Here is a 22,179-nt window from a genome sequence, read left to right on the forward strand (position 1 = left end):
GCCTCGCCCGCCGCCGCAGCGACGTCATCTACGCCATGCTCCGCGACCAACAGCCCTACCAACCCTCACGAAAGATCACAACTCAAGCGGCTCCAGCCGCTTGACAAATTCCATAGGGACACCCCCCCGCTCCCCGCACCGCCCTGGCCGCCACCCTGCGGCCAAGTCAACGACGTCGGCACCACCCGCTAAGAGCTCATAACAAAATGTGCATGTAGCGCGACATTTGGTGATGGGCGAGGTGCTGTAGGTGGATGCGTAAGGGCGAGGAACCCCCGTGGATCGTGCCCGACAGCCTGTGGGAGCGGATCGAGCCGCTGCTGCCGAGGGTGGAGCGGCGCAAGCGCCACACCGGACGCAAACCGCTGGATGACCGCAAGGTGCTGTGCGGGATCTTGTTCGTGCTACACACCGGGATCCGGTGGGAGTTCCTGCCGCAGGAACTGGGTTTCGGATCGGGTATGACCTGCTGGCGGCGGCCGGCCGAATGGCACGCCGCCGGGGTGTGGGAGCGGCTGCACCGGCTGCTGCTGGAGGAACTGCATGCCGCCGGGCAGCTGGACTGGTCCAGGGCGGTGATCGACAGCTCGCACGTCCGCGCGCTCAAGGGCGGCCCAAAACCGGGCCGAGTCCGGTCGACCGCGGCCGGCCGGGCTCCAAGCACCATGTCCTGACCGATGGCCACGGCTCCCCGCTCGCCCTGACACTGACCGGCGGCAACCGCAACGACGTCACCCAGCTGCTGCCGCTGCTGGAGACGGTGCCGCCCGTCCGGGGCCGGGTCGGCCGGCCTCGCCGAAGACCCGGGCGGCTGCTGGCCGACCGCGGCTATGACCACGACAAGTACCGGCGGCTGGTCCGGGCCAAGGGCATCACACCGGTCATCGCCCGCCGCGGCAGCCCCCACGGGTCCGGACTGGGCGTCCACCGCTACGTCGTCGAGCGCACCATCGGCCTGCTGCACTGGTTCCGCCGCTTACGCATCCGCTGGGAGGTCCGCGACGACATCCACGAGGCGTTCATGACCTTGGCCGCAGCCATCATCTGCTGGCGACGCCTCGTCCGCTGATTCTGTTACGAGCTCTAAGACAGCACCCACACCTCATCCGAAACCAACGCTCCACCGCCGCCACAGCAAACCCCCACCGACCTTGCCCCAACTGAGACGTCGTCGTACCTCAGAACTCATCCCGCGCCTGGCTCTACGAACATGTTCCCGCCCCACCTCCCAGCGGGCAGTGGACCCGCCTCGGTGATCGGTGCATAGACGCGCTCGCGCCCGGTCCGGTCGATCTCCTTGCGCCCGTACCTCCAGCGAGTGCCGGTCCTGCGGTTGACCCCGACCTCACGGCACACGGCCGAGCTGCTCATCCCCTGCCCCATCAGGCGAAGGTATGGGTCACGCTGTCCGCCAGCGGCGCGGGTCCACGCTTCTTAGCTGCGCGACGCGCCTTGATCATGGCAACACCCCACGGGTCAGATGTTGCGACCACCTTTAGAACCCAAGTCCGAAGGTGGGGCCGCTGCCCGCTGGTGGACAAACACAGGCCCTTATCGACTTACTCAACCTCGCTTCCCGACCCGGCTCCCCTCGCCGTCGCGACCGCCCTAACCATCGTCGTGATCGTCGTGACTTCTTCCTATGACGCCCCAGGCAGCTGTACTGCCTCACTGCCCTCACTGCCCACATCGCCCTCAACGTGACTGCCCCGACCGTCGCGACCGTCCTGCCCGATCTAGCCATTCCTCACTGCCCGCATCGCCCTCAACATGACTGCCCTGGCCCTCACGACCGTCCTGCCCGCCCTGCCTGATCTGGCCATTCCTCACTGCCCTGCGGCCCTCATGGCTGCCCTGGCGGTGCTCGCCGGTCGCGAGCGTCAACATCGTCCGTGGCTTTCCTGGCCGTCGTGACCGCCCTCGCCATCCCGAGCCACCTGAGCCACGGCCGCCCTCACCTCCCTGATCGCCCAGCCGTCGTGACCGCCCTGCCGCTTCGGCAACCTGGCAGCCGTCACCGTCACAGCCCCGACAGTCGCAACCAGGACCACCCTGCCGTCGTAACCGTCATAGCCGCCCTCACCGCCCTCACCGCCCTCGCCGAAAGCATCAGGGATGTCGTCGCCCGCCACCACATCGGCCACGAAGGCTTCGCACGCCTCCCATCCTCAGGCGCCGCACCTCTCCCCCGCTACAGAACGGCATTCTGTGGATAACGACCCCGCCGGCCCAGGCAGCGAGCGAACAAGCGGTGGGCCGGATGCACGCATCCAGTCGCACAAGGGCACCTGGAAGACGAACAGGCGGGCGAAAGTCCTACCACTCGGTGATGTCCGTACGCGGAGGGGGAGCGGTGCGTGGCAGGATCGTCCTGGCCAAGTGACGGAGCCTCGAAACAACGGGAGTGCCGGTGCGGAAGGCGTGGTGGCGGCCACGGTCTGGTGAGGCGGCGGACTCTTCGGCCGCCGTACCGCCCCCGCTCGCGGAGGCGGCCGAGAAGCTGATGGCCGAGGCGGTGCAAGCCCTCTCGCAGGACGATGACGAAGCGTTCCGGTGCCTCGTGGCCGAGTTGGACGACCGTCCCGGCGTTCCCGGCTGGACGCGTGCCGCCGATCGGTGCGCGGCGACGCGGCTGCGGCGAGCGGTCACCATGGCGTGGGAACGGGCTTGGCAGCCGGCGGACGTTGTCCGGTTCACCGGACGTCGTCTCACAGCGCGACATGGGCGGCTGGTGATCGACGCGATCGCCGCCGAGATGCGCGCATACTCCGCCGCCACCGTGGACGACCAGTGGCGCGAGCAACTCGCTGACCTCGGTGCGGAGGTGTGGTGGCAGGACGACGCCGAGCGGCCGGTCGCCTGGTGTGAGCGTGAGGGCGTGAACCGCGCCACTCTGGTCGCCTGCACACTTGAACTCGTCCACCTTCTGGAGGGCCTGCCGCGGTTGGCGAGCATCGGGCCTCCCCCAGGGACGCCTCGTAGGGAGGCCCCGGCGCCGTCCAGAGAACGTGCCCGTGAGGTCGATCAGAGGATGCTCGCGAAGGTTCGGGCACTCCTGGCCAAGGCGGAGTCGACGGAATTCCCCGAGGAAGCCGAGGCGTTGAGCGCGCGCGCCCAGGAGCTTATTGCGCGGCACAGCATCGACCATGCGCTCCTGGCCGCCGAGACCGGCGACCGGGGTGGGCCGGCCGGACGGCGTGTCGCGGTGGACAACCCGTATGACGCGCCCAAGGCCGTCCTACTGACGGTGGTGGCCGACGCCAACCGCTGCCGTGCCGTCTGGCACCGGGAGCTGGGTTTCTCCACGGTCCTGGGTTTTCCCGCCGATCTGGCCGCGGTGGAGATGCTGTTCACGTCGCTGCTGGTGCAGGCGACGGCGGCCATGGTGCACGCGGGGCCCAAGCGGGACGCTCTGGGACGGTCACGAACGCGTTCGTTCCGTCACGCGTTCCTCAACGCCTACGCAGCTCGTATCGGGGAGCGGCTGCGGGATGCGGCCGGAGAGGCGACGAACCAGGCGGCCGCGGGCGCCGTCGGGAAGGATCTTCTTCCCGTACTGGCCGCGCGCGACCGGGCCGTCGAACAGGCCGTCGACACGATGTTTCCCAACCTGGCCAGAGGCCGGGCCGGTTCGGTCTCCAACTACGAGGGCTGGGTGGCCGGACGGGCAGCAGCCGACCTTGCCAGCCTGAACGGGCGCTCCGAGGTCACCGGGGCCTCCCGCCTTTCCTAACGCTCGGGGTCCCCCCGGGGGGCGAGGGGGACGTCCCGTTCCTGTGCTTGTTCCTCTTCGAGCTGGGAGCGGTCAGTCCTTCTTGCGCCGGGTGTTGCCACCCCGGCCGCGCAGCGGGATCCCCGCCTCCTTCAGGACGTTGTAGATGAATCCGTACGATCGGCCGGTCTCGGCCGCCAGGTCACGGATGCTTTCGCCGGCCGCGTATCGCGGGGCGAGCTCCGCGGCGAGCTGTGTGCGTTCGGCACCGGTGACACGTGTGCCTCTCGACAACGTTCGGGTCACGGAGACCTCCTGTTCCGAAGCTGGGCGGCGGGGCCGTCCCCGCAGCTCACAGCAGTGTTGATCTACCCAACGTACACATTCCCCCCAAATACGCCCGTGATGCCGCGCGATTCGACGCGAAATCGGCCAGAGCTGGTCTTTTCCATGGTGAGCGGCGTGTCGAGGCTAGACAGACGGCCCTTGCACCGCAGGCGGCTGAACGTCCTGCAGGGGCATCGGCACGGACGAGGCGCGTACCGGAACCGCCACGCCCTCCGATGAGCCTTCAATGCAGGGGCCGCGCCTTTTAGCTCGCCAGCACCGTGTGGGACGACGGTCGCCCGGGGGTCGCCGACCGTTCCGCACAGCGGCACTCATCTGACACTCCAGGATCCCATGCGGACGGGCCGACGTCCGCGAAATGGCAGGACCAAGCGAATCAACGGAGATCCGACCGTCTGCTGTGGCAGGGAAGACGGCGCCAACGGAGCTGGGCGGCGCGACCACGGTCGGGGCGACGGTCGCCTGAGAGGCCGCCTCGCAGACGGAGAGGTCCGAACGACGCGGCGGACGACCCAGGGGCGTGAACGGGAACAGCGAAGTCTCTTCGAGACTGTCGACGACGAGCAACTCGCCCGGCTCAAGCCCGCGCCAGCCGGAATGACCGTCCATCGACTCACTGGTGACGACAACGGCCGGTACCGGCCCACACGGCCCGCCCGTGGCTCCCGCCGCCTCGATGATGCCGGTCGTGGTATCGCCGCTGCGCCCGACCTCGGTGGTCACGTAGGCGAACCGGGGTTCCGGATCAATCTCCCCTGCGACATGGGCACGCTCCACGTCCGTCAGCCGTGCGCCGAGCATCCGCATCCCTTGACGACGCCGTTGTGCGCGAACAGCCGATCGTTCATCACGAACGTATGGCAGTTGTGCACGGTCAACCCGTCCACAGAGGCATCACGGATGTGCGACACGAACCTGTGGGACAGCACGGCCCGTGCGTGAAATGCGAAGTCGGCGTTCTCGATCGCGGCCCAGGACGCCCTGCCGCGGACGGGCTCACCGCCCAGCGAGAACCGTCCGAGCCCATGCCAAACAGGCGGCAAATGCCATCACCTCTCAATCGTTCACAGCCCGTGTCCGTCCAACACGAAGCGCGGGAGGGACAGGGCATCGTCGGCTGCGCCCGCGCGAGCGGCTACGCCCGAAACGCCAGCAGCCAAGTACCCGTACCAGATGACCTTAACTGCAAGTGACGAGAAATTTACCCAAAGTCGCCATCGCGTGCCCGGCGAATCTTGCCGATCAGCGGGTCAGTTCCCTCGCCAGCAGATCCATGAGCAACCCGTCCCGCCACTCGCCCGTGAGCGGATCGCGCTCGTACTCGCGCATGACGCCGACAGGCTTGAAGCCCACCTTCTCGTAACAGCGGATCGCCGCACCGTTGGCCACCGCCGGGTCGATGGTGATGCGATGGTGGCCCCGCTCGCGGACGAGCCAGCCCGCGAGCGAGCGCACCGCGTCCGTCCCGAGCCCGCGACCATGGTGACGAGCACTCAAGAAGACGTCGATGCTGGCGTGACGGTAGTCCTCATCGAGTTCCTCGTCGTACTGGATGGCACCCACAACCTGCCCCTCACCCAAGACGATCGCGAGCATCTCGCCGAAGTCCTCCACCTGCTCCCACCATGCGGCGACCTCCGGTTCCCGGATGATTTCCCGCAACACTCCCGCGTCATCGTCGGTCACCGGACGCAGGACAACCCGTCCACCTTTGATCTCCATAGAACCAATCTTGCTGTGGCTGCCCGGGTTCGCGCGCACCAATGAGCGCGCGGACCAACCTGACGCGGCCTCAGCACCTCCGACCGCCGGAAGACCGTCAACGATCGTCTGCCGCCAGTCCTACCGTTGATCTCGCGGAAGTCGCATGCAGCGCCCCTGCATAGCCGGTAGGCAACCTGTGCATCGGCGGCATCCGACCTTTGGTGGTGACGACACCAAGGTTCGACTCCTCTGAAGCGGCCCTCCCGGCAGGAGCGGCCGACCCGGCCCTGCGGGCTCTCGGCTCCAGCCGGGGACGCCCCCGCCGTGCGTCCGTCGCCGGGCGAGGGCCGCCCCCCGGATGGTGGGGGGCATGGCAACAGTGACCGTGATAAGTGGCAGCGAGCCCTCCTGTTCATCGACGGCCGGCACGACCGCGTTCTGGAACCGGGACGGCATCGCTACCGGGCGAAGCGCGCAAGCCTGACGACCGTCCGTCGAGACTCGGCCGCGGATGCTCGCCGTCTCCGGCCAGGAGCCCATCACCAGGGACGGACTTTCCCTCCGCGTCAGCGTGATCGTGACTTGGTCGGTCACCGACCCCGTGGCCTTCACGACAGGCGCGGAGTCGGGACACGCCGTCCTGTACGGAGCCGTCCAGGAGGGGATCGGGGACGCCGTCGCCGCAGTGACCCTCGGCGAACTGCTCCCGGACCACACGCGCCTCTCCAACCTCGTGGAGGTCATCGCCGGGCCCACGTCCGCCGTCGCAGAGGCCCGCACACGACCTCATGCTCCCCGGCGAACTCCGGCGCGCCGCCCAGGACGCCCTCCTGGCCCGCGAACAAGGCCGCGCCGACGTCGAGCGCGCTCGCGCGAAGGCGGCATCGCTCCGGACCCTCGCCAACGCAGCCCGAATCCTCGAAGAGCACCCGTCGCTCCTGCGCCTGCGCACCCATCAGGTCGCGGCCAAGCCCGGAACCTGGATCGTCCTGGATCAGCGCGGCAACTGAGAGTTATCCACAGAACGTCGTTCTACAACTTCTCGTCGGGCCGGCGACGCATCCTGGCTGCGTCCCGTCCCGGCAAGGAAGGAACAGCGCAATGTCCATGATCACTTTCCCGGTGCCTTCGACCACGACCTCACGTTTCGCGGTGGCCGCCGAACACGTGCCCCACAACCTCACCGACCTGCTCCTGCAGAGCCCCGCCGGCGCCTTCGAAGCCCACATGGCCGGACGGCTCGGCTCGCCTCAGTTGCAGGTCAGGCGCGAAGAACTGGCCTGCCTGCGCTGGGATCCCATGCGCGTCAAGGCGGTTCACCCCGATCAGCGTCAAGCCGGATGGGCCTTCCACCACGCGGAGGAGTTCGCGGTCGTCAACTCGTTCGCGCCGATCACCGACCAGCCCCGCGCCGTCCAGGTCGCCCGCGCCGCCGCGTACGCCCTCGCCGCAGCCACCGGCGGAGTCGCGGCCGACCTCATCACCGGCCACATCCTGGCGTCGCCCACCAGCGAACGGACGAGCTTCGTCCTGGCCGACCACTGGCTCGGCGACGCCCTTCCCCCGTTCAGGGCCAACGGCCGCTGCACCGCTCCCGAACCCGAACGCGACCCGGAGGGCGTGAACGGCTGTTCCTGCGTCTGCCTCCGCACCCGCGGCCTCCGCCGCTTCGGCCTGCCCGAACTCCAGATCACCGACGTCGCGTGCCCCCACGACCTGGCCGCCCTCAACGTCCTGCGCACCACCGCCCGTCACCTCCTCACCAGCCACTGGTCGTGGCTGGCCACCGGCCCCGCCGACGGCACACGCACGATCTCCGCGGCCCTCCACCTCACGGAGACCGACTTCAACGACTTCTGGGGCTCCACCCGCCGCGAACACCTCACCCACCCCACTCCGTTCGAAGCTCGCCTCACCCTCGTGACCCCCCGCCTCCTGGAGGTCGGCCCGCCCGACGACTTCGAGGGCACGATCAACGACTGGCTCTGGGGCGACACCCTCCCGTTGGGCCTGTACGACGTCCTGAGCTCCCCAGCCGACATCCCGCTCCCGAAAGCCGCCTAGCACGCAACCTCGAAACACCCGGCACCGCATACCGACAACCACCAAACCCCGTCGCGACCGAAAGCAGACGCCCTCAACCGCCCTCGCCGCAGCAGAACCCACAACTCTCGCCTTCTCTGCGACTCTCGCAGTCCACCTCCTTTTCCGACGCCGAACAGACCGTCCAAAACCATCGACGCCCTCATGTTCACCATCCGTACGAGCAACCGCAGTAGCGTCTCAATCAAATCCTGACCAAAGAAGGCCCGCCCACACACCACCGAGCAGGCCACCACAACGAGCCCACGCCACAGATGCCAAGCGCCCCTGGAGGCTCCACCACACCTCCGGGGGCAGGGCAAGCCACGCCGCCCCATCTCTCCCCCCACAGCGGCCAGTCGGTCGATCTGAGGTGCCTCGGGGATCTCCGCACCCAGTTCCCTCAGGGCGGCGGTAGTCCGTACAAGGCTGACGAGCTCGTCTTCGGTGGAACGGCCGAGTAGCGCGATGCCGTGCCGTGTGGCACTCCACCGCCGACCGGCTCAGCCCCGTCGACCACGAACAGCGGCGGAGAACGGCATGACCATCAATCTCGATGTCTCCACGGTTCCAGAGGATCGCCACCCAACTACAGTGGGGTGAGCTGGAAAGGAAGAAGGTGGGCGGGATATCCCGGCGTGCTCGACGCAGCGCGGTGGCCGGCTTGGGTGAGCGGGCAGCCGACGCGTCGATGGTCGCGTTGACATGGCGCCAGGCGGTGCTGGTGGAGACGGCGAACCCGGCGCCCAGCTCGGCGCACGTCTCGCCCTTTCGCGGGTGCACCAAGGTCACCAGGGTCTGCTTGCCCGATGAGAGTGCACAGGCCACCGGCACCACCTCACCCTCGACAGCGCCCACATCGCGACAAGCGTGACGGCGGCTGATCCCCAATATCGCCGACCTCAGCGGGTGTGTCGCCCAACCCGGCAAACGTATGTGGTCAACGCACTAGCGATCGTCTTTCGATGCTGGCGCACCATTCCGGTGGCGTAGGCAAGGGTCTGGCGCGACGACGGCAGCGAAGCACGACCCAAAGCATGCGGAGCCGTCGGACGGCGGGTTGTGAGAGACCAACCGTCCTATCGAGGGCTTCATGACGCTCCAGGCCCGCCGCACCGACCGCGACCGTCATGTGACCAGCAGCACTCACATCGCGGCCGAAAGGCTCACTGACCTGCGCTCATGGCACCTCATTCCTGGTCCGCTGATCGCAGGAGCTGGAATGTCGATGACCGCGGGCGCCTCGTGACCACTGTCCTGGTCAAGACGCCACCGGGCATGCCGGTGCTACGTCGGCCTTGGTCATTCCCGCGATTCAAGTGGGCGTGGTGGCCGGAGTGGCGGTGGTTGGAAGCATCTTCGGCCTCCTCGATACTGGTCATCAGCCAACCGGCTCTGCCGCCGGAGGCTTGCTCGCCGTCATCGGCCCGACGTGCTCCCTACCCCCGCCGCGCTCATCCTGCCCGGCGGCCGCTCGAACTTCACCTCCACTCCCCGGGAAGACGGCCGGGATCAACAGGCCAAGCCGTCCACCACACTCTGAAGGCTCACTGCACTCCGGGCCTTCACCCTCTGGGCGTGGCAACAAGAGGCGACAAACCGGTGCCCGCAGGCCTAAATATTCCTTCCGAGGCCGTATTGGCAAAGCCGGTGAGCAAACGGACACAGCCACTCCCCCGGTTGGAGTCACTACACCCAAAAGAGGAACTCGCCGGTGGATACTTGCCGACACCGGCAGCTATTGATCAGGGGCCAGCCTTCCGTTCAACACTCCTCGCGGCCGGTTCGATGGCAGTGATCTTTAAGGGGACCCAGTACCCGGCGGACGCCGATTGCGTCACCTCGCCTCAAGGTAGCTCAACCGGTCCTTCTCCTTTGTAGATTCGCTTCAGGTCGCGAAAATACGCTCAGAACAGCTGGATGGACCCTCGACCTCAACGCTCGATGAGCGCTTCGGTCAGCGTTCGAGCAACCCCCCTCGTCCACTTCAGGACACTCAACCGCTTACCAGCCACCAAGATCTACTTACTCGAACGTTGATAAGAATATTGCTGACCTGCGGTAACGGCCTCACTCAAACTCGGGAGACTAGTCACGCATCCAGCTTGGAGATCCACATCCCGGACGATCGACGCCCATCCGCGTAACCCGTTCCGTCAAATAGTGCGTCTCACCCTTATCCCCATATCAGGAGGCGCGCATGTATCCACCGGGCCCACAGCCAACCGGTACGCAAAAGTCCAATACTGGCCGAAACCTGGCGGGCTGCGGCTGCGGCCTCGCCCTCTGCCTGCTCCTGCTCGGCGGGTGCATGGCGTTGCTCGGCGTCGGAGATTCCACCACCACGTCCTCCACCAGGTCGATCTCACCGACACCGTCGTCTTCAACGACTCCATCGACCGAGCCCAGCGAGACGTTCGACACCACATCCGGTCCGACGGCTTCCGTTCAGCCACGAAGGAGGATCAAGCACCCAACAGAGACGCCCAAACCCAAACCACGCGTCTCCAAGCGGCGGGCCCCGCGGCCGCCGGCCCAGGAGCCGGTCTACTACAGCAACTGCGCCGCGGTGCGGGCCGCCGGCAAGGCTCCGATCCATGCGGGCGAGCCGGGCTACGCACGGCATCTCGACCGGGACGGCGATGGGGTCGGCTGCGAGTGAATCGGCTGGATCAACTGTCACCAATGCTCAACGCTCCGTAGCCGAAGTGACTACGATCGGCATCCTGACGGTGACCAACGCGATCCCCGGGGCGAAGATGAACCGTTTCCTCGCAGATCCCAGACTTGCCGACGTGTTCGGCGACATCCTCCGCTGCACCTGCGGAGTCCTGGGTTGTACGGCGGTGGCCGGCGCCATCTCCTTCGGCGCCGCCGCGCCGGCCAGTGCAGTCGCACTATCGAAACCGGAGCCGCGCGCGTCGATACCTGCCATCTGCCGTCACCCGACGAGCATCAACGACTGGCCCACCACGCGGATGTGCAGGGAGGCGTGGTGGGTGATGTACGGGAAGTCTCGGAAACGGCACCACGGTCGTGGCGGCCCGGACACCATTCGATGGGCAGACCGTCCAGAGCAAGCACCGCAGACCGAGCACCGGCCTCCGCCTCCCAAACCGATGGACAAGCCGAGCCCCCCACCGGCCAAGCGTCCCCGCCGTGACAGCTCGCCGTCGGCTACCCCTACCGGAAGCGCCCCGAGCACGGAACCCGCACGCCTCACCGAACGGGCCGCAGACCACGAGCCAGAGGCACGTTCCCTACAGCCGATCTTGCTGCTCGGCCTCCTCCTCCCCGCCGCGGCAGCGATCTGCTATCCGTTCAGGCACCGCATCTATGCAGCCGCCGCAGCGAGTCCGCTCCTGTCCGCGACCGCCGTCGGCGGAGTCCCGGACACGCAGACCGTTCATTTCACCTACCGGCCCGCGCTCGACCCGTTCGCCGCTCCCGCCATGGGGCTGTCGGGTCCCGGAGCGATCGCCACCGCACGCATGCTCGCGTTGGCCGCGCTCAACGAACACGGTGACAGCTCCATCGTGGTGATCCCGCGGCCCGACGCCACCATGCTGTTCGGGCTGGGAGAGGACGAGATGCTCGACGAGACCGCCGCCGGGCTGTTCATCCCGGGCAACCTCGACGCCGCGCTGGCCTACCTGGAAACGGAGCTCGCCATTCGCCAGAACACCGGGATCACGGACGCCCGCCGCCTGCTCCTGGTGGCCGACTGCGAGAACGAGGCCGGCCGGATCGGCGATCTCCTCGCCCGTCACCCCGGAGGCGTCTCGGCGATCCTGCTTGGAACCTGGACCGGCGAGCGCGCGGTGGTGGACGACGACGGGCTGGTCGAAGCGTCCTCGTCGCTCGCCGCGTGCCTGCCCGATCGCCTGCCCGCCATGTCGCGGACGGAAGCCCGCGACCGGCTCCGGGCCGCCATCGCACGCCAGCAGCCGGACAAGAAGCGCCCCTCAGGCCGCCGCTCCAGTTCGAGACGGGCCTGACCCTCGACACGCCCGTGTGCCCACCCCTCCCTGGGCACACGGGCATTCCACACCCAGCAGCCCGACGTTGGCCCGCCGCTCCGACCGCTCCTCGCCGTCCGAACAAGAACAGATCCGAACGAGAACAGAGGCTGCAAGGCTGCCTACAAGCCCCACCGACCCTCCCGGCCCCGCGCCCTTCCGTGGACATCGTTAGGGCGCGGCGCATTGCTGTCGTTCGGTCTCGGCCCGCGCCATGACCAGCGTGCGTATCGCCCGGCCGAGGGCCGCGGTATCCGGCGGCTGGGCAACGGCGCGATCGACGTAGGCGGTGCATTGGAGAAGCCAGCCCCGCACGACGTCCTCGATCTTGGTCTCCGATCTTTGTGCCTTGGCGAGGGCGAGGCGGCGCTTCTCGTCGAGGACCTGGCGCGTGAGGTTCTCGTCCACTCCCAGGGCTTGAATGTCGGAGAGCGCGTAGCGGCCCAGACGGTCCGTCACCAGGCCGCGATCGGCTGAGATCCGATCGAACGTCTTCCTGGGCCAATCGAGGATCATCGCCGCGCCGCTGGCGTCGACGGTATCGATCAGAGGGCCCTTCCTTGCGGAGACGACCTCACGCACCGAGTCGGGGTCGAGCCGGTCCAGGTCGCGTTTGAGGTAGACGGGATATCCGCGGAAGCTGCTGATGACGTTGAGGTCGCCGCGTGCGACGAGCATCTCCACGTCCCGGCGCTCGACGTCGAGCCCGACGCGTGAGGCCAGCCTGGCCGCGGCCCTGGCGGACCCGATCGGCGGCTCGTCCCCGAACATGGCGATGACCTGCGCGCCGTTCCCTCTGACCTCATCGGCGAGGTCGGCGGACCAGCGTTCCCCGTCGATGTCGGGGCCGGGGAGGAGACCATGCTCCCGGCCGACGCGCATCTGCCACCGGGAGAGCCCGAGGTGGCTGGCGAACTGGTGGACGCCATAGTCGCCGCGGATGATCTGTGCGGGCATCGTCGTGCCTCCTTCGTCACGGTGAAACGTCGACGCTCCACAGCCTCGCCCACACCGCCCGGCAACAATAGTAGAATGCAATTCTGTGGATAACCGTGCGGCGAATTGGTGACCGCACGTCCGGCGGCGCCGGGAAACCCGGACCGGGCAACTCGGCCAGCCCGATTAATACACCCATATCCGTTTATGTGGGATTTGGCGACCTCTGGGCGGACAGGCACCCCAAATGTCAGTCACTCTGGCTCGTTCCCGGATTGTTCGGACAGATTGGGTAACTGTCCTTTGGGGCGTGAGCGCGGGGGCCGGCATGCCAGGGTGGGGGCATGGATGCGATACAGCGGCTGGGGATCGGGCTGGCGGCACTGGGGCGCCCGGCGTACATCAACGTGGGAAGGGCGGAAGAACTACCGCTCAGCCGCACTGTCAAGGCGTTGCGCAAGTCCACCTGGAACGTCCTGGACGTGGCGTACTCGGCGGGCATCCGCTGGGTGGACACGGCACGGTCGTACGGCAGGGCGGAGGACTTCCTGGGCTCATGGCTCACCGACCGCAAGCCGGAGGACGTGACCGTATCCAGCAAGTGGGGGTACACGTACGTCGGCGAGTGGAAGACGCACGCTACCGTGCACGAAGTCAAAGAGCACAGCCTCGCCCGGTTCCAGGCCCAGTACAAGGAGACCCGCGATCTGCTCGACGGGGCCCTGTCCGTTTATCAGGTGCACTCGCTCACCGAGGAGAGCCCGCTGTTCAAGGACGTTCGATTGCTGGGGGCTCTCGCGGAGGTTGCCGCCAAGGGCGTGAGAGTCGGCTTCTCCACCTCGGGCCCCGGTCAGGCTGACACGATCCGCCGGGCGATGGCCCTGGAGGTGTCCGGGCAGAGGCTTTTCAGCACCGTCCAGTCGACATGGAACATCCTTGAGACGTCCGCGGAGGGAGCTCTTCGCGAGGCACACGAGTCGGGGCTGCACGTTCTCCTCAAGGAGGTCATAGCGAACGGAAAGCTCGCCATAAGGCCCCCCATGGCCGCGCGGTCTGTGGCGTTCGAAAACCGGGTAGAGCCGGACGCGCTTGCTGTGGCCGCGGCACTGAGCCGCCCTTGGGCGGACACCATCCTGATCGGTGCGGTGAGCCCGGCCCAACTGGAGGCCAACCTGAAGGCGACAAAGGTGTCGCTGAACGAAGAGGACCTTGAGGTGCTGGCCGGCCTGAGCGTGCCCCCAGAACGGTACTGGGCCGAACGAAGCGCGCTCCCCTGGACGTGAGCCGCGCCCCATAGGGGATGTGGGGCCTGTCCATGGCACGATGAAGCGCGCCCACCATGATCGGACCTGTGCCAATGCATCCAGACTCCCCGCAGATGATCGGCCCTTACCGTGTGGTCGCGCGACTCGGGTCCGGCGGGATGGGCGAAGTCTTCCTCGCGTCGTCACCGAGCAGGCGGCTGGTCGCGGTGAAGGTCATCAGGCCCGAACTGCTGGGCGATCCCAGGTGGCGGGCCCGTTTCCGCCGTGAGGTGACATCGGCGCAGTCGGTGAGCGGCTTCTACACGGCACCCGTCGTCGACGCCGACCCGGACGCCGACCAGCCGTGGCTCGCGACGCAGTACATCCGCGGAGTGAGCCTTTCCGCCGTGGTGCTGGACAAGGGCCCGCTCCCCGAACAGGCGGCGTGCAGGTTGGGGGCAGGACTGGCGGAAGCCCTGATCGCGATCCATCGGGCGGGGATCGTCCATCGGGACTTGAAGCCGTCGAACGTCCTGCTCGCCTCGGACGGTCCCAGGGTCATCGACTTCGGAATCGCGCGGCCGCTGGACGCGTTGCCGCTCTCGCGTTCGGAGATCCTGGGGACCCCCGCCTACATGTCGCCTGAGCAGGCTCTCGGAGAGCCCGTGACGCCGCAGAGCGATGTGTTCTCGCTGGGCGCGACGCTGGTGTACGCGGCCACTGGTTCGGCGCCCTTCGGCACCGGCCATAAGGTGCGCGGACGCATCGTGCACGGCGCCCCCGACCTCAGCCGCTTGCCCGACCCCATGCGCGGGGTCGTGACACGGTGCCTCGTCAAGGAGCCGGAGGAACGCCCTTCGCCAGCGCAGGTACTCACCGCGCTGTCAACGCTTCTGGACGCGCACTACAGCGAGGAATGGCCGCCGGCGGACGTAGGGGAACTCATCGGCGTGCAGGAACGAACGCTGGTCGAGATCCGGCCGAGCTGCCGACCGTCCACGAGCGTCCTTGACACGGGACCCGGGCGCCACCCTGGGTCTCCCCCGTGAAGCCACCGTTCCAGGCACTTCCGCAGCGCGACAACGAGCACGACCACAGAACCGGCTAGCTGAGTGGCCGAAGGCCCACCACCGCCTGAGCCGAGAGTTGTCAGGGCAGGTCTTCCACGAGCGCGTGCCAGAAGGCCGACTCGTACGCGTGCAGGAGCCGAGCGGCGCGAGCGATCTCCGCCGGGTCGTCACCTGCGGCGAGTCCAGCGGCGACGACGGCAAGGGCCTGCTCCTCGAAGCCGGGCGGTGACTCGGCGAAGAAGGTGAAGAACCCCACCGCCTCCTCACTGAAGCCGTAGTGAGCGCGGAGCGCCTTGGCCGTGCGCGAACAGTACGCACCCCACTCCTCCAGGTTCGCAAGCATGGCCAGAGCCACCTCGCCGGCCGTCCCGAAGGCGGCCCGCTGCGCCAGGTAGGCCGGGTACGCCTGAGCGAACGGACGCGGCTCGTAAGCTCTGAGATTCTTCTCACTTTCACCGAGGGCCACAGCGAAGCCGTCCAGCAGGATCAGCGCCTGCCCCTCGCCCTGCGCGAGGCCGAGGAACAGCTCACCAGCCGGTGAGTCAGGGAAACGCGCAGCCAACAGGGCGAAACTACGCCGATCGCTACCGACGATGCGATACTCCTCTCCGGCCAGCCAGACCAGGCGTTCTCGGGGCAACTCACCCGTTTCAAGCAGTTCGAGGAAGCGGTTCGCTGGAGCCCTGGCCGCGATCTCCTGGCGGGCCCGGGCGACGAGTTCGGCAGCCGTGTCGTCGGTCATGCCCCCACGGGAGCACCCGGCGAGGGCTGCCGTCAACGACATGGGCCCGGATGGGCCCATGTGATCACGTGGATACGATGAAGTACGGAGCGTCTACGCAGGTGTGGACGGAGTTGGGAGCGAGCGAGTATGTCGGATTTCGAGCTCAGCCACGCGAGCGGCCGTATGCCCCTCGAGGTAACGGAGGCGACGGAGGGCCCCTCGGGGCTGGGCATGAGCAGCCTCCTGAAGGAGACCGGGCACGTCACCCTCGACCCGGGTTTTACCAACACCGCGTCCACCACGTCGTCGATCACCTATATCGACGGTGATGCGGGCATCTTGCGGTATCGGGGTTATCCGATCGAGGAGCTGGCGGAGAAGTCGTCCTTCCTCGAGGTCGCCTACCTGCTGATCTACGGCGAGCTACCGACCGCCGACCGGCTGCGGGGCTTCAGTGACGACATCCGCAACCACACGCTGCTGGACGAGAAGTTCCGCGCGTTCTTCTCGGCCTTCCCACGCCGCGCGCACCCGATGGCGGTGCTGTCGTCCGCCGTGAGCGCGCTGTCGACCTTCTACCAGGACAGCCTGGACCCGTTCGACCCGGAGCAGGTCGACCAGTCCAGCATCCGGCTCATCGCCAAGCTGCCCACGATCGCCGCCTACGCGTACAAGACCTCCATCGGGCAGCCGCTCCTGTACCCGGACAACTCCCTGGGGTACGTAGAGAACTTCCTCCGTATGACCTTCGGGCTGCCCACGCAGCCGTACGAGATCGACCCCGAGATCGTGCGGGTGCTCGACATGCTGTTCGTGCTGCATGCCGACCACGAGCAGAACTGCTCCACCTCGACCGTGCGGCTGGTGGGCTCCAGCCAGGCCAACCTGTTCTCGTCGGTCTCGGCCGGCGTCGACGCCCTGTTCGGCCCCTTGCACGGCGGCGCGAACCAGGCCGTCCTGGAGATGCTGGAGCGCATCCACAAGAACGGCGACGACATCGACTCGTTCGTGCGGCGCGTCAAGAACAAGGAGCCCGGCGTCAAGCTGATGGGCTTCGGGCACCGCGTCTACCGCAACTACGACCCGCGCGCGGCCGTGGTGAAGAAGGCCACGGGCAAGGTCCTGGAGGCCCTCGGCAAGTCTGACCCGCTGCTGGACCTGGCGATGCGCCTCGAAGAGGTCGCCCTGAGCGACGACTACTTCGTGGAGCGCAAGCTCTACCCGAACGTCGACTTCTATACAGGCGTCATCTACAAGGCGATGGGCTTCCCGACCAACGCCTTCACCGTCCTGTTCGCGCTCGGCCGGCTCCCTGGGTGGATCGCCCAGTGGCGCGAGATGATGAACGACTCCAGCACGAAGATCGGCCGTCCGCGCCAGGTGTACGTGGGCCCGGGTGAGCGCCATTACGCGGATCCCTCCTCCCGCTGACCAGCGTCCCGGCACATGGCACGACCGCCGTGTGCACCGCACAACCGGAATGGCGCAAACATCGCGTCATCCGGCCGATGGCTTGTGCGCAGCGGGCGGGCACTGAGCCCGCCCGCGCGCGCTCTGGCGGATACGAGGCACCCGCGACATGGACACCCGCCTCGTGGCCCAGGGACGGGGGTGAGCGGATTCCGATGATCTCGGCATCCTTCTTGGCCGGTTCCCGTCGTACCGGGAGCATCACCCCAGCCGGTCGGCAGGCCCTCGACACGCACTCTTACCTGGGCGGAGCCAAAGGAGAGCCCTCATTGATCGCCCTCCCAGGATGGTCCGGGTTAGCCTGAGGACGGCGACTCCCCCAGCGGAAGGCGGACCCTGGTCAATGGCCTCCATCGTCGAGACACAGCTGTCGAGCCTGGATTTCTGGGCGAATCCGCTGGACGAGCGCGACGAATTGTTCGCGACCCTTCGGGCGGCCCAAGGACCGGTGTACTGCCCGCTGCCGGACAGTCCCGGCTTCTACGCCCTCACCAGGTACGAACAGGTCAGCGAGGCCAGCCGGCATCCCGAGGTCTTCAGCTCGCAGCCCACCGCCGTCAGCCTGATCGACCCGCCGCCGAAGATCGTCGAATTCTCCGGCTCCATGATCAGCTTGGACGATCCGCGACATGCCAGGCTCCGCCGGATCGTCTCCCGCTCTTTCACCCCGCGCATTGTCCAGCGCTTCACCGGTGACGTGACGGTCCTCGCGCGTCGCATCGTGGACGAACTCGTCGAACGCGGCCCTTGCGATTTCGTGGAGCACGTTGCCATGCCGATGCCCTTGGAGATCATCTGCTCCATGATGGGCATCCCCGACTCCGCCTATGAGAGCGTCATCGATGCCACGAACGTGATCCTGGGGATCGGCGATCCCGACTACGTCGACCCCGACGGCAGGGACCGCACGACCGCGCTCAGCGAGAGATTCTCCTACCTGCACTCGCTCATGGCCGACCTCGGACGCCTACGTCGCGAGAAGCCCGCCGACGACCTCGTGACCGCACTGACGCACGCGAACGTGGACGGCGAAGCGCTCACCGACCTAGAACTGGCCCGCTTCTTCACGCTCCTCGTCGTGGCGGGTAACGAGACGACCCGTAACGCACTCTCACACGCACTCGCACTGCTCACCGCACACTCCGACCAGCGAGACCTCCTCCTCGCGGACATCGAGAGACGGCTTCCAGACGCAGTCGAGGAAATCGTCCGCTACGCGAGCCCGGTGACGTGGATGCGCCGCACACTGGCACGCGACTACGAGTTGCTGGGTCATGTCTACCGTTCCGGCGAACGAGTCGTCCTCTACTACAACTCAGCCAACCGCGACGAGAGCGTGTTCAAGGATCCGAACGTGTTCGACATCACGCGTTCTCCGAACCCGCATTTCGGGTTCGGAGCGCCCGGACCGCATTTCTGCCTCGGCGCCCACCTCGCCAAACGTGAGATCACGGTGCTGCTCCGCGAGCTCTACACCCGTCTCCCCGATCTCCACGCGACCGCTCCGCCGACCCGGCAGCGCACCAGTTTCATCAACGGGATCAAGACACTCCCCTGCGCCTTCTGACCGGCAGAACGCTACGGCTACCGCACCTGCTCGTTTGCCATGGCCAAAGGTGCCCCAAATGCCAACCAAAGAGGAACCTCATACTGCTTCCGACAAACCGGAAGCGTTGTGGGAGCACTTATCCACAGAATCGCATTCCACTTTCGCCCTCCCTGGCGCCTCGCCGAAGCTGGACAGCACACGCCGGTCCGCCGTCGCCCAAGGAGGCAGCCATGTCCGTCACCATCACGGTCCCCGAAGAGATCACTGCCGGTTTCGTCGTCGCCACCGACCAGGTGCCGGGCGACGTCACGGTCGCGATCCGCCAAAGACTGTCCGGCCGGTACGCGACGGAGATCGCGGAACGGCTGAACACGCCCCGCCTGGCCCTATCGGGGTACCGGGCCGCGGACTCGCCGTGGGACCTGAGCCAGGTGATCGGCGTCGACGTAGAGGACATCGAACGGGTTCGCCATGCCGCCCGGCACATCGGCGTCACCTGCACCCTGCCGGTCAGCGATCTGCCTGTCGGCCTCCACATCGCGCGCACGGCCGCGAAGGCGATCGCCGAATCGCTGTGCGGTGTGCCGGTGGATCTCGCTTGCGACCAGGTGCTCACCGTCATCCCGTTCGGACGCATCGGCGAGTTCGTCCTCGCGGACGAATGGCTCGGGGCCTCGCTGCCTCCGTACCGGAACGCGGGCCAATGCACAGCGGACGAGGACGACATCGACGGCTGCGCCTGCGTTGATCTCACCACCCGCGGCCTGCACCGGTTCGGTCTGCCCGAACTGGAGATCACCGACGCGGCATGCCCGCACGACCTAGCGGCCCTCAACATCCTGCGCACGGCCGCACAGCGGCTGCTCCCTCTCGGACGGCACGCGGGCGAGCACGTCCTGCCCTCAGAAGTCCTGCTGACGAGCGAGGACTTCGCCGCCTTCTGGGGCGGTCACGAGCCGGTGTGGGACGACGGCCCCGTACCGGCACGGCTGGTCGAGGTGGCACCTGACCAGCTGGGCATCAGGCCGCCGGCCGACTTCCCCGGCTCCCTGAACGAATGGCTGTGGGATGAGATCCCGCCCGTCCTGCACGAGTTGCTCAGCTGCGAACCCGATGCCTCACTCCATCCCAGCTGAGCTTGACCGTCAGCCCGGGCGCACAGTGGGTACGCGGACCTCGAAGATGATCTCAAGACCGTCTTCTTCGTCCCACTGCATCCCGACCTGAGCGAACCCGAACCCGGCGATGGTGGCAAGCGACGCGGTGTTGCCCGGACTGATCGTCGCCCGCACGGCCCTAACACCGGGCTCAGCAGCGGCGCGTTGCAACAGCTCACGGAGCATCGCCTTGGCGTAGCCCCGGCGCCGGTAACCGGGATCCACCGAGTAGCCGATCTCGACCATGCCCGCCTCGGTGGGCGGCCCATGAAACCCGGCGTGCCCGACAGTGACACCATCGGGCTCGGCAAGCGCGACGTGCGCGCTCCACAGTGCGCTGCCGGGAGCGAAGCCGAGTTGGTTGATGCGTATTCGCCACACCGGCAGGAACTCGTCGGTCATGAGGTATTCGGTGAGGGCAACGCCGGCTGCGGCGCTGGCTCCTGGCAGATCACCCTGCAGTAATGCGCTCATCGCCGCAGCCGGCAGCGGGACCAATCGCACCGACTTGGAGCCAGCCGAGGTCTCCGCCTGCTCAAGCACTTCGTCAGTCACAAACGAAGGATCACATGACAGACGAGCCGAGACCAGCGGTCATTTCTCACCCGGCTCATTAAGCGATGGAGGTTCTATGGTTGCAAGACGACAACACGGCCTCAACGGAGGACGTACCTCTATCAAGAAGACCGTGATCACAGCGAAGGCGGCAAGAACCAAGTCCGCTGGGTGTTCCCGCCCGTCTCGACACCCTCACCATGCTGGTCAGGTTCGGGATCCTCTTCCATGGCCCCGTCCCCACCGCCAAGACGGACCCCATGGTCACCAAGGGCGCCTCCGAGGAGCGACCGTCGCGAGACGATCGGCTCGAATCCGCTGGTGATCATGTGAATGCCGGTCCACGACAACGCGGCGAGATCCTCACCGGAGGCATCTTCGCCAGGCGGCCGGTAGGGCATATGACCAAAACAGCCGCCCAGGCAGGCCGCCCTCCGACAGACCCACGTCCCAGACAGACCAGCAGCCCCGGCAGACGCACGTCCCGGCAGATCCACTTCCCGGGCAGGCCCGTGCCCTGGTCGAACGCGCCACGGGCACGGCGCCCAGGCGCCTTGGGACACACACCGCTCGGGCTCCGCCGGCGACAATCCATCCTCTCGCCCCGACACGTCCGTCCCCCACCCCGCAGCTACACCACCCTTAACCCTAGGGACACGCAGTTCCTTCACCGTTCCGATATCTCACAGCTCGTTCCAGCCGCTTGACCACGCGGGCTCATGAGGGCTCGACCATGCCGGTTCATCAGTGCGAGTTGCACCCGGAGGAGTCTCCCGATGGACAGGTCATCCCAAATCACAGACGTCTGCTGGGCCGCATGGAGGTCGAAGGGCTGACGCCCGGAAGGCTTTCAAGCTGTATTCGGCGACCCCGCGGTCCTGGTGTTCGCCGCCGCGTCCGGGGCGACGGCCGCGCTGGCGCGGTGGCGCCTCTGGCCGCTGTTCGCCGGCGGCGGCCGCGCCTGGGACTGGGACTGGGACTGGGACTGGTCCGAGCATGGCACCCGCCATGAGTCGGGTATCCAGCCCGCCGACGTCCAGAACCTTCTCGATCGCGGCGGCACAGGGATCGTATTCAGCTACGGCATGGAATTATGTCTGAAGACCATGCCCGAGACCGTGAAAGTCTTGGAGGATAACGGGAGTGAAGTGCACATCGAGGAACCACAGCAGCCGTCAAGCTCTACAATAAGCTGCTGAGACGGAACTCGTCGGCGACCTCTTCCATTCAACGTGCTGACCTGACTCAAGCTGCAGCCGAGCTCGGGAACAGGTCCGGCGCGTCTGACCGCAGTCGATGTCCGTTCGTCCGCAGGCCGATCGATCGCGCTTTCCCAACCTGGAGGCCGGGCTACCCACTATGGCGTGGGAGGCTGCCGGCGAACCTTCGGACCGAGCGCGATGCGCGGAGGCCGGGCCACCCACTATGGCATGGGAGGCTGCCGGCGAACCTTCGGACCAAGCGCGATGCGCGTTCGTCCGCTGGCCGACCGACCACGGAATTGTCCGACTCAAAAGCCGATCAGGCCACGGGTGGCGTGAAGGATGCTGCGAAACTCTTGCCGAGGGTGATGTGCTTCGCGCAGCGTTCGTTCCGCACTGAGCGGGTC

General features: G+C 67.2%; 20 protein-coding genes and 2 pseudogenes. 13 read left to right on the plus strand and 9 right to left on the minus strand.

The features are described 5' to 3' along the window. Positions 1–254 precede the first annotated feature (254 nt). Positions 255–1,069, plus strand: a protein-coding gene (locus tag E1298_RS18115) for an IS5 family transposase (protein WP_131894720.1) whose coding sequence is annotated in 2 segments (ribosomal slippage) — positions 255–615 and positions 615–1,069 — 816 coding nt in all. Because the reading frame shifts where the segments join, the coding sequence is not laid out codon by codon here. Positions 1,070–1,248: 179 nt separating this feature from the next. Here E1298_RS18115 and E1298_RS51815 read toward each other — a convergent pair. Together E1298_RS51815 and E1298_RS18125 are read right to left on the minus strand one after the other, a co-directional pair. Beyond that, positions 1,249–1,383: pseudogene (locus E1298_RS51815) on the minus strand (IS30 family transposase); the annotation flags it as partial. Between the two features lie 497 nt (positions 1,384–1,880). Then, positions 1,881–2,144, minus strand: coding sequence for a hypothetical protein (locus E1298_RS18125; RefSeq protein ID WP_131894722.1), 264 nt, complete (start codon positions 2,142–2,144; stop codon positions 1,881–1,883). Positions 2,145–2,410: 266 nt separating this feature from the next. Here E1298_RS18125 and E1298_RS18130 point away from each other — a divergent pair, with 266 nt between their 5' ends. Then, positions 2,411–3,733 carry a DUF2786 domain-containing protein gene (locus E1298_RS18130; RefSeq protein WP_131894724.1) on the plus strand — a complete coding sequence of 441 codons (1,323 nt, stop codon included), beginning with the start codon at positions 2,411–2,413 and terminating at the stop codon, positions 3,731–3,733. A 72-nt stretch (positions 3,734–3,805) separates the two neighbouring features. On the opposite strand, the gene E1298_RS18135 is transcribed toward E1298_RS18130, so the two are convergent. From E1298_RS18135 to aac(6'), 3 genes are all read right to left on the minus strand, one after another. Continuing rightward, complete coding sequence (locus E1298_RS18135) at positions 3,806–4,018, minus strand: helix-turn-helix domain-containing protein (RefSeq protein ID WP_131894726.1); 213 nt, start codon at positions 4,016–4,018, stop codon at positions 3,806–3,808. Positions 4,019–4,842: 824 nt separating this feature from the next. Next, the gene (locus E1298_RS18145) at positions 4,843–5,103 is read right to left on the minus strand and encodes a class II glutamine amidotransferase (RefSeq protein ID WP_131894730.1); all 261 of its coding nucleotides are present in this window, start codon (positions 5,101–5,103) and stop codon (positions 4,843–4,845) included. Positions 5,104–5,302: 199 nt separating this feature from the next. Further along, positions 5,303–5,782, minus strand: coding sequence for an aminoglycoside 6'-N-acetyltransferase (gene aac(6') / locus E1298_RS18150; protein ID WP_131894732.1), 480 nt, complete (start codon positions 5,780–5,782; stop codon positions 5,303–5,305). Positions 5,783–6,269: 487 nt separating this feature from the next. Between aac(6') and E1298_RS51820 the strand changes: the two are divergent. The 3 genes and pseudogenes from E1298_RS51820 to E1298_RS18160 all read left to right on the plus strand — a co-directional run. Continuing rightward, positions 6,270–6,464: pseudogene (locus E1298_RS51820) on the plus strand (hypothetical protein); the annotation flags it as partial. 88 nt (positions 6,465–6,552) lie between these two features. After that, a complete protein-coding gene (locus E1298_RS18155) occupies positions 6,553–6,774 on the plus strand; it encodes an SPFH domain-containing protein (protein WP_131894734.1) in 222 nt (73 codons plus the stop codon). Positions 6,775–6,865: 91 nt separating this feature from the next. Next, entirely contained in the window at positions 6,866–7,828 is a 963-nt protein-coding gene (locus tag E1298_RS18160) for a hypothetical protein (RefSeq protein ID WP_131894736.1), read from the plus strand. 219 nt (positions 7,829–8,047) lie between these two features. On the opposite strand, the gene E1298_RS51825 is transcribed toward E1298_RS18160, so the two are convergent. Next, the gene (locus E1298_RS51825; protein ID WP_165975524.1) at positions 8,048–8,704 is read right to left on the minus strand and encodes a helix-turn-helix domain-containing protein; all 657 of its coding nucleotides are present in this window, start codon (positions 8,702–8,704) and stop codon (positions 8,048–8,050) included. A 1,453-nt stretch (positions 8,705–10,157) separates the two neighbouring features. On the opposite strand from E1298_RS51825, the gene E1298_RS49515 reads away from it, so the two are divergent. Continuing rightward, positions 10,158–10,508 (plus strand): excalibur calcium-binding domain-containing protein, encoded by a 351-nt coding sequence (locus E1298_RS49515; RefSeq protein WP_207944703.1) that lies wholly within the window; start codon positions 10,158–10,160, stop codon positions 10,506–10,508. Between the two features lie 70 nt (positions 10,509–10,578). After that, positions 10,579–11,844 (plus strand): hypothetical protein, encoded by a 1,266-nt coding sequence (locus E1298_RS18175; RefSeq protein WP_131894738.1) that lies wholly within the window; start codon positions 10,579–10,581, stop codon positions 11,842–11,844. Positions 11,845–12,036: 192 nt separating this feature from the next. Here E1298_RS18175 and E1298_RS18180 read toward each other — a convergent pair whose 3' ends face one another. Beyond that, positions 12,037–12,822, minus strand: a complete 786-nt coding sequence (locus tag E1298_RS18180) for a hypothetical protein (protein WP_131894740.1) — start codon at positions 12,820–12,822, stop codon at positions 12,037–12,039. Between the two features lie 323 nt (positions 12,823–13,145). On the opposite strand from E1298_RS18180, the gene E1298_RS18185 reads away from it, so the two are divergent. Both E1298_RS18185 and E1298_RS18190 read left to right on the plus strand, forming a co-directional pair. Further along, complete coding sequence (locus E1298_RS18185; protein WP_131894742.1) at positions 13,146–14,084, plus strand: aldo/keto reductase; 939 nt, start codon at positions 13,146–13,148, stop codon at positions 14,082–14,084. A 95-nt stretch (positions 14,085–14,179) separates the two neighbouring features. Further along, a complete protein-coding gene (locus E1298_RS18190) occupies positions 14,180–15,094 on the plus strand; it encodes a serine/threonine-protein kinase (protein ID WP_279498671.1) in 915 nt (304 codons plus the stop codon). Positions 15,095–15,194: 100 nt separating this feature from the next. On the opposite strand, the gene E1298_RS18195 is transcribed toward E1298_RS18190, so the two are convergent. Further along, positions 15,195–15,857, minus strand: coding sequence for a thiaminase II/PqqC family protein (locus E1298_RS18195; RefSeq protein ID WP_165975526.1), 663 nt, complete (start codon positions 15,855–15,857; stop codon positions 15,195–15,197). 129 nt (positions 15,858–15,986) lie between these two features. Here E1298_RS18195 and E1298_RS18200 point away from each other — a divergent pair, with 129 nt between their 5' ends. The 3 genes from E1298_RS18200 to E1298_RS18210 all read left to right on the plus strand — a co-directional run bounded on the left by E1298_RS18200 (position 15,987) and on the right by E1298_RS18210 (position 19,994). Next, positions 15,987–17,270: a citrate synthase gene (locus tag E1298_RS18200; RefSeq protein ID WP_131894748.1), complete on the plus strand. Its 1,284-nt coding sequence runs from the start codon at positions 15,987–15,989 to the stop codon at positions 17,268–17,270. A 382-nt stretch (positions 17,271–17,652) separates the two neighbouring features. Then, entirely contained in the window at positions 17,653–18,876 is a 1,224-nt protein-coding gene (locus E1298_RS18205; protein ID WP_131894750.1) for a cytochrome P450, read from the plus strand. Between the two features lie 212 nt (positions 18,877–19,088). Next, on the plus strand, positions 19,089–19,994 hold the full coding sequence (locus tag E1298_RS18210) for a hypothetical protein (protein WP_131894752.1): 906 nt from the start codon (positions 19,089–19,091) through the stop codon (positions 19,992–19,994). A 9-nt stretch (positions 19,995–20,003) separates the two neighbouring features. Here the strand turns inward: E1298_RS18210 and E1298_RS18215 are convergent, their stop codons facing one another. Beyond that, complete coding sequence (locus E1298_RS18215; protein WP_243725646.1) at positions 20,004–20,570, minus strand: GNAT family N-acetyltransferase; 567 nt, start codon at positions 20,568–20,570, stop codon at positions 20,004–20,006. Positions 20,571–21,451: 881 nt separating this feature from the next. Here E1298_RS18215 and E1298_RS18220 point away from each other — a divergent pair. Next, the gene (locus E1298_RS18220; RefSeq protein ID WP_131894755.1) at positions 21,452–21,769 is read left to right on the plus strand and encodes a hypothetical protein; all 318 of its coding nucleotides are present in this window, start codon (positions 21,452–21,454) and stop codon (positions 21,767–21,769) included. The last annotated feature ends 410 nt before the right edge of the window (positions 21,770–22,179 follow it).

Origin of the sequence: Actinomadura rubrisoli (assembly GCF_004349215.1) — a bacterium.
Lineage (GTDB): Bacteria > Actinomycetota > Actinomycetes > Streptosporangiales > Streptosporangiaceae > Spirillospora > Spirillospora rubrisoli.

Excerpts from the sequence above, each read along its gene's own strand:
- E1298_RS18155 (WP_131894734.1), top strand. The coding sequence starts at position 6,553 with ATGCTCCCCGGCGAACTCCGGCGCGCCGCCCAGGACGCCCTCCTGGCC.
- E1298_RS18160 (WP_131894736.1), top strand. The coding sequence starts at position 6,866 with ATGTCCATGATCACTTTCCCGGTGCCTTCGACCACGACCTCACGTTTC.
- E1298_RS49515 (WP_207944703.1), top strand. The coding sequence starts at position 10,158 with ATGGCGTTGCTCGGCGTCGGAGATTCCACCACCACGTCCTCCACCAGG.
- E1298_RS18180 (WP_131894740.1), bottom strand. The coding sequence starts at position 12,822 with ATGCCCGCACAGATCATCCGCGGCGACTATGGCGTCCACCAGTTCGCC.
- E1298_RS18185 (WP_131894742.1), top strand. The coding sequence starts at position 13,146 with ATGGATGCGATACAGCGGCTGGGGATCGGGCTGGCGGCACTGGGGCGC.
- E1298_RS18190 (WP_279498671.1), top strand. The coding sequence starts at position 14,180 with ATGATCGGCCCTTACCGTGTGGTCGCGCGACTCGGGTCCGGCGGGATG.
- E1298_RS18195 (WP_165975526.1), bottom strand. The coding sequence starts at position 15,857 with ATGACCGACGACACGGCTGCCGAACTCGTCGCCCGGGCCCGCCAGGAG.
- E1298_RS18200 (WP_131894748.1), top strand. The coding sequence starts at position 15,987 with ATGTCGGATTTCGAGCTCAGCCACGCGAGCGGCCGTATGCCCCTCGAG.
- E1298_RS18205 (WP_131894750.1), top strand. The coding sequence starts at position 17,653 with ATGGCCTCCATCGTCGAGACACAGCTGTCGAGCCTGGATTTCTGGGCG.
- E1298_RS18210 (WP_131894752.1), top strand. The coding sequence starts at position 19,089 with ATGTCCGTCACCATCACGGTCCCCGAAGAGATCACTGCCGGTTTCGTC.